The organism is Eubacterium album (assembly GCF_025336545.1).
Classification (GTDB): Bacteria; Bacillota; Clostridia; order Lachnospirales; family Lachnospiraceae; genus Eubacterium_U; species Eubacterium_U album.
In genome coordinates, this window is sequence record NZ_JAODBU010000004.1 from 261,184 (window position 1) to 275,065 (window position 13,882).

Consider the following 13,882-nt stretch of genomic DNA (forward strand, 5'->3'; position numbering starts at 1 on the left):
TGTGAAGGTGAATAATATGAAGTTTAAAGGATTTAAAAATAGAGAAGATAGAGTGGATATATATACAGATTTAGCTTTAGAAGAACGTGAAAAATTTAAAGATAATGTTGAGATAGATGGAGTTGAGTTAAAGAAAAAGTATAATGATGAACTTAAAATGACAACAACTCTTGTAAATATTAAAACTGAAAAAGGTGCTAAAGTCATGGGAAAGCCAAAAGGGCATTATATTACTATAGAAACAAAGTATGCCAAAGAAGATGATAAATATAACCAGAAAAAAATTTCAGACGAATTATTGAAAAATATAGGACATTTAATTAACGCAAATATCGGAAAAGACAAAAGACCTGAAGCTATTTTAATAGTAGGATTAGGAAATGCTCAGGCTACACCTGATGCAATAGGACCAAGAACTGCCTCATTAGTTCAAATAAGAAAAAACATATATTGTATTTCACCGGGAGTCCTTGCACAGACAGGAATGGAAACATTCTCAATAGTAAAGGGTATAGTAGATGAAATGAAGCCTGATTTGATAATAGCGATTGATTCACTTGCTGCAAGAAATATTTCACGTGTTACAACTACAATTCAGCTTACTGACACAGGAATTATACCGGGTTCAGGAATAGGAAATAATAGAGAGGGGTTAAATAGGGAAAATCTTGGATGCACAGTAATAGCAATAGGTGTTCCTATGGTTGTGCATAGTGTTACGATTGTTAATGATACGATGGATAAGTTGATATATCTATTGTCGCAGAATATGGAAAATAACTGTCTTCAAAAAGTGTTTGAGGATTTTACTGTTGAAGAAAAATATCAGTTATTTGCAGAAATTATGACAGAGGATATAGGACAGATGTTTGTTACGCCGAAAGACGTCGATGAAATTGTAGACAATCTAAGTACCATAATTGCAAATTCAATAAATAGATTATAAACATGCTGCATATAATGATTGTGTGGATAAAGGTTTTTACCATTATACTGCTAATCAATACAAAATGTTGAGGTGATAGCGTGCAGCAGGGAATACATGTAAACGGATGGCGATTAAATGTAAAAGAAAAGACATTTCAGGTAATTGTGTCAGTACTGATTATAGTATTGAGTATATATATAGCAAGTAAATGCATTAATACAATTGTTAAAGACAAAGCAAAAGGAAATATTAATGAGGCTGCCGTGCAGACAGCCAATTTTCTTGTGGGAGAAATTATTGAAAATACAAGCATATTAACGCAGTATATGATATATATGGAGAATCATGGCGATTTGTCAGAAGAAATGAAGAAACAAATTTTAGAATCGGTAGTAACAGAGTATATAAATGGAAGTGAATATTCTTATGATACAAATGATCCGGGATATAAACAGGTTGTGCAGTTAATTTATGATAAAGTTAATGCAACTGAACAACCGGAAACGACGCAACTAGAAACCGTGGAAGAGACAACTACACAACCACAGACAAAAGTAGAAGAAGCGAAGAAAGAATTAGTTCCAATACCTAAAATGACAGGCACAAAATATACAAAGGATAATTTAGGCTCGTTTAAAAAAGTCATTGAAAGATTTTACACTGTTACAGCAGCTACTACAATAAGAGAAAGTGATATGCCACTTGATAAGGCGTTAAGCGAAAAATTTAAAATAAAAGGAAATAATAAAAAGCCTCAGATATTAATTTATCATACACATTCCATGGAGACATTTTCAAATAGTAATTCAGAGGATAAAAATACAACCATCATAGGTGTGGGAAACAGATTGGAAAAAGTATTATCAAAACAATTTGGATACAATGTAATCCACGATAAAACAACATATGATATTGTAAATGGCGTACTTGATAGAAATGAAGCCTATACCCAGTCTGAAAAAGGTGTAAAAAAGATATTAAAAGACAATCCTTCAATATCTTTGGTGTTGGATATACATAGGGATGGCGTAAATGACAATACCCATCTTGTGACAGAAATAAATGGAAAACCAACAGCTAAAATAATGTTTTTAAATGGAATGTCAAGATTTAAGGAAAGTGGAGATATAAGCTATTTGCATAATGATTATTTATTTGAAAATCTAGCACTTACGCTCCAGATGAAATTAGCTGCGGAAGCTTATTATCCTGATTTTACACGACGAAATTACATTAATGCATATGAATATAACCTTGGAGTGTGCAGACAGTGTATGCTTATTGAAATTGGCGCTCAGACAAATACATATCAGGAGGCCGTAAATGCAGCAGAACCTCTTGCTGTACTGATAGATAAAGTAATGCGGGGAGAATAAAGAATGGCATCTTCGATTTTTGTATAAAAATTGAAGATGCCATATAACTTAGCGTTATTTTATTTAGTTTTTTCCGCTGGAACCAAAACCACCTTCACCACGAACAGTATCATTTAATTCATCTGTTTCGATAAAGTTAGCTGTTAAAAATGGAGTGATGACCATTTGAGCAATTCTATCGCCGGGTTCTACAGTTTTTGCAGAATCACCATGATTATGAAGAGCAACAATAATTTCACCACGATAGTCAGCGTCAATAACACCTACTTTGTTTGCAGGAGCCAAACCTTGTTTGCAGGAAAGACCACTGCGGGCATAAATAAGTCCTGCATAACCTACAGGAATTTCAAGAGCGATACCTGTTGGAATGAAAACAGTATTTCCTGGAAGAATTGTTGCCGGTGTATCAAGGCATGCATACAAATCAGCTCCGGCAGCCCATTCAGAGCCGTATGTTGGAATGACTGCTGAATCTTTAAGTTTCTTAATATTAATATTTGCTGTCATAGTTAAATCCTTTCATAATGAATATTAAAAGTTAGTAATATATTCCGGTTTTTCCCATAATACAAGAGAGCCGGATTTCATTGATTCCTGAACTAATATATGTCTTTGATTAGCTGAACCTTTAAATACTAAAGATAAGTCTTTTTGAGCTTCGATAAATTCACCATCAACTAAAACATCTATGTAAGAAAGAAGTTCTTTAGTTTCAGGCCATTCATTAATCATTCGACCGAGTACATCTTTTTCAAAATCATATCCTGTAAAACACCAAATTGATTTTTCAGGATATACTTCACGAATCTTTCTTGCAAGAGGAAGAAGCCCCTGCTGATTTACGTGTTCTAAAGGTTCACCACCAAGAAACGTAATACCTTTGTAGAAATCAGGTTTAAGCAAATCTATTATATAATCAATTGTTTCCTGTGTAAAAGGTTTTCCAAAGTTAAAGTCCCAAGCTTCTTCGTTAAAACAACCGGGACATCTGTGAGTACAGCCACTAACAAACACGGAAACTCTTACTCCGGGACCGTTAGCAACATCATAACGCTTAATATCTGCGTAATTCATAAGCAACCTCCAAATTTATTGAAATAATACATTAAAATGGGCCTTCGCCAAATTAATTGCAAAGGCCCTGTAGGAAATATATGTTACTATAAATGTAAAACTCGTGCTTTAATTTCTTTTGTCTTACCAACATTCCAGAAGTTCTCACCTAAATAACCGCAAGTTCTTCTTGTTACATTCATTTTAGAATGATCTTTGTTGTGACACTGTGGGCATTCCCATTCGCCATCATCATTAATAATAATTTCTCCGTCATATCCGCATACATGACAATAATCTGATTTAGTGTTAAATTCAGCGTACTGTATGTTATCGTATATAAATTTAACTAATTCTTCAAGAGCTTCAAGGTTGTTACGCATGTTAGGTATTTCAACATATGAAATAGCACCACCTGAAGAAATAGACTGGAACTGACTTTCAAAAGTAAATTTGCTGAAAGCATCAATCTTTTCACGAACATCAACATGGTAAGAATTAGTATAATAACCCTTATCTGTAACATCCTTGATATCGCCAAATTTTTCTTTATCAATTCTTGCAAATCTATAACATAATGATTCAGCAGGTGTTCCGTATAAACCAAATGCAATACCTGTGTTTTCTTTCCATGAATCACAAGCAGCTCTTAAACGTTTCATAACACGCAATGCAAAATCAAGTCCCTTAGGGTCTGTATGGCTAACTCCTTTAACTAATTTAGTTACTTCATATAAACCAATGTAACCAAGAGAAATAGTTGAATAACCATCGTGTAATAATTTATCAATAGGTTCATTTTTACCAAGTCTTGCAATAGCACCATACTGCCAATGAATTGGGCTGACGTTAGAAAGTGTACCTTCTAATGCATGATGTCTGCACATAAGTGCTTCAAAGCAAAGAGATAATCTCTCTTCAAGAAGTGGCCAGAATTTTTCTTCATCCTGTCCTGAAATAATACCAATCTGTGGAAGATTAATACTTACAACACCCTGGTTGAAACGACCTTCCCATTTGTAATTACCATTTTCATCTTTCCAAGGAGAAAGGAAAGAACGGCAACCCATACATGAGAATACCTGTCCTTCGTAATTTTCACGCATTTTCTTAGCTGAAATATAGTCAGGATACATTCTCTTAGAAGAACATTTAACAGCCATCTTAGTAATGTAGTCGTATTTGCCACCCTTTAAGCAGTTATGTTCATCTAAAACATATATAAGTTTAGGGAAAGCAGGAGTAACGTAAACACCCTGTTCATTTTTAATTCCCTCATAACGCTGTCTTAAAATCTCTTCAACAATCATTGCTACTTCATCTACATATTCATCATTTTCATCGATGTTTAAGAAAAGAGTAACAAATGGTGACTGACCGTTAGTTGTCATTAAAGTATTAATCTGATACTGGATTGTCTGAACACCTGACTTTAATTCATCATAAAGTCTGTCATTTACAAATGATTCTAATGTCTCAGGGTCAACCTTATCACCATATTTTGAAAGATAATTTCTTGTATATTTTTCACGGCTTTTACGAAGGTATTTTCCTAAATGCTTAATGTCTACAGACTGTCCACCGTACTGACTGCTTGCAACGCTTGCAATAATCTGAGTCATTACAGTACATGCAACCTGAAAACTCTTAGGACTTTCAATTAATTTTCCGTTGATAACAGTTCCGTTATCAAGCATATCTCCTATATTGATTAAGCAGCAGTTAAAAATAGGTTGCAAATAATAGTCTGAATCATGGAAATGAAGAATTCCTTCATCGTGAGCTTTAGAAATCTTTTCAGGAAGTAAAACTCTTCTTGTTAAATCCCTTGAAACTTCACCGGCAATTAAGTCACGCTGAGTTGATGCAACTACAGCGTTCTTATTTGAATTCTCTTCCATAACATCCTTATTAGTATTACCAATTAATGCAAGAATAGAATCATCAGTAGTATTGGCTTTTCTAACAAGTTCTCTTGTATAACGATAAATGATGTATGTTTTTGCAAGAACAAATTTCTTCTCGGCCATAAGCTTCTGTTCAATAATATCCTGAATATCTTCAACTGCCATCTCATCAAAACCACGGTTTTCAATAGAAGCTAATATATTATAAATCTGTTCCTCACTAATTCTTTCTTCCTGGTCGACTTCTGTGTTCGCCTTCTGAATAGCTGATACAATTTTGTTACGATCATAAGTAGCTCTATGACCGTCACGTTTAATAACACTTATCATTTTTTTCGTTCCTTCTTTCTTTTCATATATCATGTATACAGCATTAAAAATACGATAATAATGCTGTTCTATATTAAACACAATTAAATACATTGTGTTTTTAGGCAATAAAAAAGCGATGTGTTAAACTATGATAATCAAGTAAGGTGTTTAACTCTTTCGCATGCATTAGATTATAGCACTAAGCTAAACGAATGTCTACAAAATATTGCGAAAATTAAAAAACAAAAACACAATATATAGTGTTTGAGAAAAGAGAGCCTTTAATAATGGGATGGAACAGAAAATAAAAAATTGTCAAGTGAAAAATAAATTAATTTAATTAAGTGAAATATATTTTATTTGAATGCAATTATAAATTTAAAGAGAAAAATATATTGCATATGTGAATGAAATTAAAAATCATTCTTCATCTTGATTCGGTTTTCTTTTCGTTTAAGGGCACAGTCCCACTCGGCCTGCTGAAATTCATTTTCAATGATAAGCGGTGGAACTTTTGTTGGTCTGTTATTAGCGCCCATTGCAACCATTACAAAGAAAGCTCTGTTAATAGGGTGACGCATTCCTTCATTATTTTCAACATAAGTATCTATGCGAACTTCCATTGAAGTGTTTCCGGTATATGTTACATAACCGATAATTACCAGCAAATCATTTACATAGGCTCCATCTTTAAAGTCTAAATGGTCGATTGCAGCAGTTGTTACATTATTGCAACCGGAATGGCGCTTTGCAACAATTCCGGCAATTTCATCAAGCATGGAAAGTAATGCTCCACCAAATAAACGACCGCCACCATTTAAATCACATGGCTTTATTACATGTACCTGCTCAGTCCTTGAAAAAGAAACTGTTTTTCCATTAATATTTTTTCTATTCATATATAAACACGCTCCTTTGTATAGTTAATTAATCATTAATATTGTTAATACTGTTAATACTGAATTATTCGTGACTATGCCGTAAAAGTGGCTGCAAGGATTAATTTTCATATTCATGGTTCAATTGTCAGTTCAGATACTGTCTGTTCTGCGAATAATTCAGGTTAAATTTAAATTATGCAGATAATTATTAAAAGTTAATATTATCACAATCGCATATGTAGAGTGCAAGAAGATATTTTAATCTGTTTTCAGGTATGTCTAAATCTAAGCATAACTGCTCCTTTATCTGATGAATGCGATAATTAATTGTATTTCTGTGAACAAAAAGTTTATTAGCAACTAAATTAACGCTTCCATTACATTCTAGATATACACGAAAAGTATTTAAGAGTTCACTATCATTTAATGGTGAAAGCAGTTTATGGGCATATTCACAAACATACTTGTCATCAATAGAAAGAGATATGTCGTAAAGTCCAATGTCAGAAAAATGCATTAGATTTTGTCCTTTTATAAATGAAACTTTTAAAGCCTTATAGGCTTGCATATAGTATTGGTACATTGAATCAATTGATTCAATATGATTACTTAAGCCTATATTACAATCGGTAGAAATAATGCTATTAGTGGAACAAATATAATAATGAATATTATCAAGTTCAATTTGTGCAAAATGTAGAATGGTTAAAGGTATTTTACTGGCAACAACTCTAAAGCCTATGAATTGATTAAGAATCTGTATATCTTCTTTTAAAGAAGAACGTAAAATACTTCTTAGAAATACACTGTTTTTTTGCAAAACAACTTTTTGCTCGGAAATAATTTCGTTACAATATTCCTGCATTATATCAGCTATATGAGTGTCCCATGGCATTGAAAAAATAGGAAAATTATTTTTTTCCCCAAATTCGATTATTCGAGAGGGAACATCTTTAATATACATACCAGTATTGATTAGTAAACCACAGGAACCTTTGATGTAAGCCGCGTTTATTAGATGGTCTAGTTTCTGAGTGCATTTAGTAGTTAGACCGGTTGTGATAATTAGTTCTCCACCTCTTACAAAAGAACTGTTATTTATATCGTCTAAAAGGTATACCCAAGTTATTTCTTTATTAAGATTCACAGAAGTAGTCAATAATTTTAAATTATATTTGGTGCTTGTTTTTTGATAAAAATATTCAAGTGTCAGTGACATGATAATATCTCCTTTTTAAGTATTTATTAGGCGCTTGTGACATATCATAATCTGCATAAAATAGCAGTTTATGATATGTCTTTAAGTTTGGTATTGTTATAAAAGAACCTAATTATCAGATATATTTCTTTTTATGATAAAGACTTTATGACTTTTTTGCCTTTAAATCATTAGGGAAGAAAATCGGATTTGCCAGATTAATACACGAAAATGTATTCATAATTATACATTATAACACAATAAAATTGTGCTGTAAGCACAAAAATAAAGTATGATATTATGCTTTATATGCTATAAAATGCAGAAATTGTGTGTTAATATTTGAATATACTAAAAAGAAGGTGAAAACATATTATAAGGAGGTTGCATGCAGAAAATAGAATTAATAGCATTAGATTTAGATGGCACGCTATTAAATGACAACAAAAAGATTTCCCCTGAAAGTATGCGTGTTATGGAGAAAATTATAAGTAAAGGTATATACATTGTGCCAACATCCGGAAGGATGTCAAATGATGATATTGTTCAGAAGAAACTTGAACCAATTGGAATCAGATATTTTATTGGAGAGAATGGTGGAATTATAAAAGATTGCGTTAAACAGAAAAATCTAAGAGTAGTTTCAATGGATTTATTTGAATCAATTGATTTAATAAAAGAATTGGAAAGATATCAAATATTTACATATTTTGTAAGTAACGAAAAAATTTATTATTCAACAAAAAATATAACAAATTTTTTACTGAATACGTTTGCTGAATTTTTTGAAGTATCAGGTGTGAATGAAGAAAGTTTGATAGATATTATAATGGAGAAAAATATTATTCCTGAAAAAATAGGAACATTACTTAACAGCCCTGGCGATGTGAAAAAAATTAAGAGGTTGAAGAATAAGTATAAGAAAATAATAATTATGCAGTCTAACATATTGGCTGTTGAAGCATGTTCAAAAAAAACTAGTAAGGGTATAGCTTTAGGGTGGTTATGTGAACAGTTGGGAATTAATAGGAAAAGCGTAGTTGCAATTGGAGATAGCGAAAGTGACATATCAATGCTTAATTATGCAGGAATTCCAGTGGCAATGGGAAATGCTTTAGATGAGGTTAAAAAGTGTGCAAAGTATGTTATTACAGAAAATAATAATGATGGTGTAGGAAAGTTTCTTATGGATATTTATAGAGAAATTCGTTGATACGAATGTATTTAAAAATAAAAAAACTAAAAGCAGGAAAGGAGAAAATTATGGGAATTTCATTAGCAAGATTAGACAACAGATTGTTACATGGAATAGTAGCTTCTCAGTGGACACCAAAGTCCGGTGCAAACAGAGTTATGGTAATTGATGACAAAACGGCTAATACGCCAATGCTAAAGGAGGCAATGCGAATAGGAAAACCGTCGGGGGTTTCTTTATCAATTATCAATAGAGAAACTGCATATACCAATTTTAAAAATGGTAAATACAATGGGCAGAAAGTCTTTGTTGTATGTAATGATCCGCAGATAATTTTAGATTTGATTGAGGACGGAAATGAGATTGGAACGCTAATTTTAGGTGGAACAGAAGTGCCTGAAAATACAGAAAGTATAAAAGTAAGTAAAAGGGCTTATGTGAAAAAAAAGGATGAATCTGTCTTTAAAAAAATCATGGAAAAAGGCACGAGAGTTTTAGTTCAGTATGTTCCAAATGATAAACCTGAACCGTTGGAAAAATTAATATAAAGAAAGTAGGAGGAAAAAACAATGGCAATAGGATTTGTAATCGCAGCGGCAGTAATAGCAGGATTACAGTATTTAGACAACTATGGTCCTCAGATTATAACAGACAATTATATGTTTTATGCAGTGCTGGTAGGTGCTGTTATGGGTGATCCGAAGACTGCTTTGATAGTTGGCGCAAGTATACAGTTGATGTCACTTGGTGTGGCAGCAATTGGTGGCTCAAGTGTTCCTAATTATGGAATGGCAGCGGTAGTTGCAACTGCACTTACAATTCACACGGGGCAGGATATGTCAGTGGGAATTGCAGTAGGTATAGCAGCTGGAGCATTAGGAGTGCAAATGGATGTAATTGCAAAAATTCTTAATGGATTTGTTGTGAGAAAAGCACAGAAATATTGTATGGAAAATAAATTTAAAAAAATGGAGAGGATTCTTTACTTAGGACCTGTTTTATTTTTCTTAAGTGCAGCTTTACCAACACTTATTATTTTAGCGTTTGGTGAAAATGTAACAGATTTTATAGTTAATTCAATGCCAAAATGGTTTACAGGGGGATTAACAATAGCATGTGGAATGTTACCTGTTATTGGTATTGGAATGTTACTTACATATATGCCTACGAAGAAATACATAGGCTTTGTAGCAATTGGCTTTGTGCTGGTTGCATATATGAATTTGAGTGTATTGCCTGTGGCTATTGTAGGTGCAGCAGTAGCATACGAGTATTACAAGAGACAGGCTGTTTCGACAACTGAAACAGTTTCTGTGGAAGGAGGGTTCGATGAAGATGAGTGATAGAACACCAGTATTGACTAAAAAAGATTTAAGACGTTGTGCATTAAGATCATGGATTAATGTAAATCTGTTTAATTATGAAACACAGCTTGGAGGTGCAGTAGCATTTGCAGAGGCAAAGGCACTAAGAAAAATTTATCCTGATGATGATGATTATCAGAAGGCAATGATGAATCAGTTTAAGTATTATAATACAATGCCATATTTTCATGGATTGCTTTTAGGTGCTGGATTAGCAATGGAAGATAAAGACGGACTTGAGGCTTTGGATGCAGTTCAGTCACTTAAAGTAGGACTAATGGGACCTTTAGCTGGAGTAGGTGATTCTTTAGGATGGATATTATTACCTACAATATTTGGTTCTATAGCCGGTTATATGGGAACTAAAGGTAACCCTATAGGATTAATTATATGGTGTACATTATATGTTGTGTTCTATATTTGGAGACTATCGTGGTGGAATTATGGATATAAGTTAGGAGCAAGCTTTATTTCAGCAATAGGTAATAAGTTAAATGCTTTTACTGAATGTGCTTCGATTTTAGGATTGTTTGTAGTAGGAGCAATGATTCCAAGTGTAGTAACAATGACAACAGGGCTAAAGTTTAAGTACGGAGATGTGTCTATGAATATACAAACAGATATTTTAGATGCAATATTACCTTGTATGTTACCGTTGGCTTTAACAGTAGTGGTTTATAAATTGCTGAAAAAAGGCGTTAAATTGACATATATAATTTTAGGCTTATTAGTTATTGGGTGTATAGGTGCTGCAACTGGACTGTTGGCATAACATATCTAATGGGAAATTTCTACACATTGAAATAGGTATATTTCTTTGTGGGAAATTTCCTTTAGAAAAAGATAATATTTTTTAGGTTGAGAGAGGAATTATGGTTAGATATATTTTTGCATCACATTATAGAATGGCAGATGGGTTAAAGGAAACAGTAGAATTTTTAACATCCGTAAATGAAAACGTATATGCTATTTCGGCTTATGTAACGGAAAATTATAATATTGAAGAGGAAATTAAAAAAGTCTTTGATAAATTTTCAAAAGAAGATAAGGTCGTTGTAATGACAGATGTCTTAGCAGGAAGTGTAAATCAAAAATTTATCCCATACGTTAATGAAAATATATTTTTGATTACAGGTATAAATGCACCTCTTGCAATGGAACTTGTGTTACTACCTGAAGAATGTATAAACAAAGAGCAGTTATCAAACTCTGTTAAATTAGCAAGAGAAACAATACAATTTGTGAATGAAATAAGTTCGGATGCGAATGAAGAAGATGAATAAAATTAAGAAAGGAAATTATTATGATTTTAGTATCAACAAGTACAGTTAAAATCACACCCACAGGACCTTACTTACCATGCTTCGTAAGTGGAAATCCTTTGAGAAGCGAAAAAACAAATAAAGTTCATGATTGTTTTGAGTGTACTGTAATAGTATTCAAAATTAATAACAAGTTAATGGTATGGGGAGAAATAGATATAATAGAAATAGATTTTAGATTAGCGGATACTATGAGAAAATCTGTACAGAAGATGTACAATGTACCATATGAGAATATAATAATAGGTACAATTCACACCCATACAGGTCCTGAAACATTAGAAGAAAATGCATTTGGAATGGATGAAGTAAAAGTTGTTCCGGGATATAGGGAATTTTTAGTCAAAAAGTTTGAAGAAGCAGTTAGTGAGTGCTTTAATAAAGGATTTACACAGGTTACACCTTACGTTAGAAATACAGTTATCGATGGTTTATATGGAAATCGAAACGGCAAGGGAGGTATTGAAGATAAAAATATATTAGAAATTAAGTTTGTTGATAAAAATGGTAATATTGTGGCAGGGTGTTTTAACATAGCGTGTCACGCAACTGTAAATGATCCAATGAGTGTTGAATTGACAACAGACATTATTGGATATTTAAGTAGGACAATAGAGAAAGAATGGGGTGTTTCGCCACTTATGATGCAAGGAGCAAGTGGCGATATGGGAAACAGACAATATAGAAAAAAAGCTGGATTTGATGAGATTAAAAGATTAGGGGATGCAATAATTGCACAATTGAGAATGGCAGGAGACTATAAACCGGTATTATTTTCTGATATCAAAATAGATAAGTATCATTATTTAGACGAATTCGACAAAAGTAATGACACTATGGAAAATTTGAAAAAAGAAATAAGTGAGGATGTGGCAAAGTTAAAAATTGAAAAAGACTTTGATCAGAGAAAGCTATTAATAAGTGGTTTAACTTTTTTAAAACAACAGTATAATGAAAAACACGTAAAAAATGAATTTGATGCATCGATAATAAGATTGGGAGATTTGGAGATATGTCAGATACCTGCTGAATTGTTTTCATGTTTCGGATTGCAAATAAAAGCAGCCAGTAAAGCCAAATATTGTATAATATGGGGATATACAAATGGAATGGTTGGATATATGGTTAGGTCAGAGGAATACGAAACATGCTATGAAGGAAGAAGCACTAAATTTAGACAGGGAGAACCAGAAAAAATAACGGAGGATTTGGTTGAATTAATTAAGAAAAGATATAAGTAAGTAGTTTTGTGTGTATGGACTCCGGAGAAATAGAAAACTTCGGAGTCTAATATTTTATGTTAGAGAGGGAAAAAATGTTAAAAAGTTGGAAAGGACAACTCTATATAATTGCGTCGGCAATTCTTTTTGGAACAATGCCTTTTTTAACAAAAATGGCGTATAAAAGTGGTAGTAATGCTTATTCGGTTGTATTTTGGAGATTTTTATGGGCGAGTATATTTATGGCAATAATCATAAAAGGATTCTATAATAAAAAAATACTGTTAAGTAAAGACAAATTAATTAAAATATTGGGATTATCTATTTTATATGGAGTTACCCCAATTTTATTATATATTTCATACAATTACATAGACTCAGGATTGGCAACGTCATTGCATTTTACTTATCCTATTTCTGTTATGATTATTATGGCTATAGTTTTTAAAACAAATATGGAAAAAAAACAGGTTTTGTGTGCTATAGTGTGCGTAGTGGGAATAATAATGTTATATTCTCCGGAAAAGCAGGCTGGAGTAAAAGGAATGGCTTTAGCTGTAATTTCAGGAATAGTATATTCACTATATGTTATATTATTGGAAAAATCTAAATTAAAGGGTGAATCTGTAATGTTAATATCTTTTTGGTTATGCTTTTTTGCTGCTATAGAGACAGGAATATTTTCTGCATTTATTGGAAAACTCAGATTTATAGGAAGCATGCAGGAATTTTTAGCAGAAATATGTTTGGCATTTTTTGCAACAGTTATAGCATTGGTATTATTTCAAAAAGGTGCTTTTTTATGTGGTGCGTTAACTGCATCATTGCTGAGTACATTTGAACCATTGACAGGAGTAATAATTGGATTGATTGTTTTTAAAGAGGAAATGACATGGAAACTTGGAATGGGAATATTTTTAATTCTTTTTTCAACAATCCTAGTTGTTTTGCCTGTCAAAGAAAAGAAAAAAATAAATATTGAAAGAAAAAATAGGTATTTTTGAAACACAGTATGAAATATATTTTAGAAACTTTCCCATAAAGAGTATTTGTGGTATAATGTGAAAATGTTAGTGTTTGAGGAAAAACAGTAATTTATAAAATTAAAATGATATAGAAGATAGGA

Annotated in this window: 14 protein-coding genes; 9 read left to right on the forward strand and 5 right to left on the reverse strand. The window is 32.3% G+C overall.

What is annotated here, in order from left to right; genetic code table 11:
- Positions 1 to 16 precede the first annotated feature (16 nt).
- Together gpr and spoIIP are read left to right on the forward strand one after the other, a co-directional pair.
- Positions 17 to 946, forward strand: a complete 930-nt coding sequence (gene gpr / locus N5B56_RS05670) for a GPR endopeptidase (RefSeq protein ID WP_117909881.1) — start codon at positions 17 to 19, stop codon at positions 944 to 946.
- 80 nt (positions 947 to 1,026) lie between these two features.
- Entirely contained in the window at positions 1,027 to 2,304 is a 1,278-nt protein-coding gene (gene spoIIP / locus N5B56_RS05675; protein ID WP_022089059.1) for a stage II sporulation protein P, read from the forward strand.
- A gap of 63 nt (positions 2,305 to 2,367) precedes the next feature.
- On the opposite strand, the gene dut is transcribed toward spoIIP, so the two are convergent.
- From dut to N5B56_RS05700, 5 genes are all read right to left on the reverse strand, one after another.
- The gene (dut, locus tag N5B56_RS05680) at positions 2,368 to 2,811 is read right to left on the reverse strand and encodes a dUTP diphosphatase (protein ID WP_022089060.1); all 444 of its coding nucleotides are present in this window, start codon (positions 2,809 to 2,811) and stop codon (positions 2,368 to 2,370) included.
- Between the two features lie 24 nt (positions 2,812 to 2,835).
- Positions 2,836 to 3,378 (reverse strand): anaerobic ribonucleoside-triphosphate reductase activating protein, encoded by a 543-nt coding sequence (gene nrdG, locus N5B56_RS05685; protein WP_022089061.1) that lies wholly within the window; start codon positions 3,376 to 3,378, stop codon positions 2,836 to 2,838.
- Between the two features lie 86 nt (positions 3,379 to 3,464).
- Positions 3,465 to 5,591, reverse strand: a complete 2,127-nt coding sequence (nrdD, locus tag N5B56_RS05690; protein WP_117909944.1) for an anaerobic ribonucleoside-triphosphate reductase — start codon at positions 5,589 to 5,591, stop codon at positions 3,465 to 3,467.
- Between the two features lie 398 nt (positions 5,592 to 5,989).
- On the reverse strand, positions 5,990 to 6,475 hold the full coding sequence (locus N5B56_RS05695; protein ID WP_022089248.1) for an acyl-CoA thioesterase: 486 nt from the start codon (positions 6,473 to 6,475) through the stop codon (positions 5,990 to 5,992).
- Positions 6,476 to 6,665: 190 nt separating this feature from the next.
- Positions 6,666 to 7,676, reverse strand: a complete 1,011-nt coding sequence (locus N5B56_RS05700; protein ID WP_117909883.1) for a PucR family transcriptional regulator — start codon at positions 7,674 to 7,676, stop codon at positions 6,666 to 6,668.
- A gap of 367 nt (positions 7,677 to 8,043) precedes the next feature.
- Here N5B56_RS05700 and N5B56_RS05705 point away from each other — a divergent pair, with 367 nt between their 5' ends.
- The 7 genes from N5B56_RS05705 (at position 8,044) to N5B56_RS05735 (ending at position 13,760) form a co-directional block, all read left to right on the forward strand.
- Positions 8,044 to 8,868 (forward strand): Cof-type HAD-IIB family hydrolase, encoded by an 825-nt coding sequence (locus N5B56_RS05705; RefSeq protein ID WP_117909884.1) that lies wholly within the window; start codon positions 8,044 to 8,046, stop codon positions 8,866 to 8,868.
- 50 nt (positions 8,869 to 8,918) lie between these two features.
- Complete coding sequence (locus tag N5B56_RS05710; protein WP_117909885.1) at positions 8,919 to 9,398, forward strand: PTS sugar transporter subunit IIB; 480 nt, start codon at positions 8,919 to 8,921, stop codon at positions 9,396 to 9,398.
- A 21-nt stretch (positions 9,399 to 9,419) separates the two neighbouring features.
- Positions 9,420 to 10,193 (forward strand): PTS mannose/fructose/sorbose/N-acetylgalactosamine transporter subunit IIC, encoded by a 774-nt coding sequence (locus tag N5B56_RS05715; protein ID WP_117909886.1) that lies wholly within the window; start codon positions 9,420 to 9,422, stop codon positions 10,191 to 10,193.
- Positions 10,180 to 10,986, forward strand: coding sequence for a PTS system mannose/fructose/sorbose family transporter subunit IID (locus N5B56_RS05720; RefSeq protein WP_243003034.1), 807 nt, complete (start codon positions 10,180 to 10,182; stop codon positions 10,984 to 10,986). The genes N5B56_RS05715 and N5B56_RS05720 overlap by 14 nt, the downstream gene beginning before the upstream one ends.
- A gap of 100 nt (positions 10,987 to 11,086) precedes the next feature.
- Entirely contained in the window at positions 11,087 to 11,497 is a 411-nt protein-coding gene (locus N5B56_RS05725; protein ID WP_117909887.1) for a PTS sugar transporter subunit IIA, read from the forward strand.
- A 20-nt stretch (positions 11,498 to 11,517) separates the two neighbouring features.
- Positions 11,518 to 12,777: a hypothetical protein gene (locus N5B56_RS05730; RefSeq protein ID WP_117909888.1), complete on the forward strand. Its 1,260-nt coding sequence runs from the start codon at positions 11,518 to 11,520 to the stop codon at positions 12,775 to 12,777.
- Between the two features lie 74 nt (positions 12,778 to 12,851).
- On the forward strand, positions 12,852 to 13,760 hold the full coding sequence (locus tag N5B56_RS05735; RefSeq protein WP_158562659.1) for a DMT family transporter: 909 nt from the start codon (positions 12,852 to 12,854) through the stop codon (positions 13,758 to 13,760).
- Positions 13,761 to 13,882: the final 122 nt, after the last annotated feature.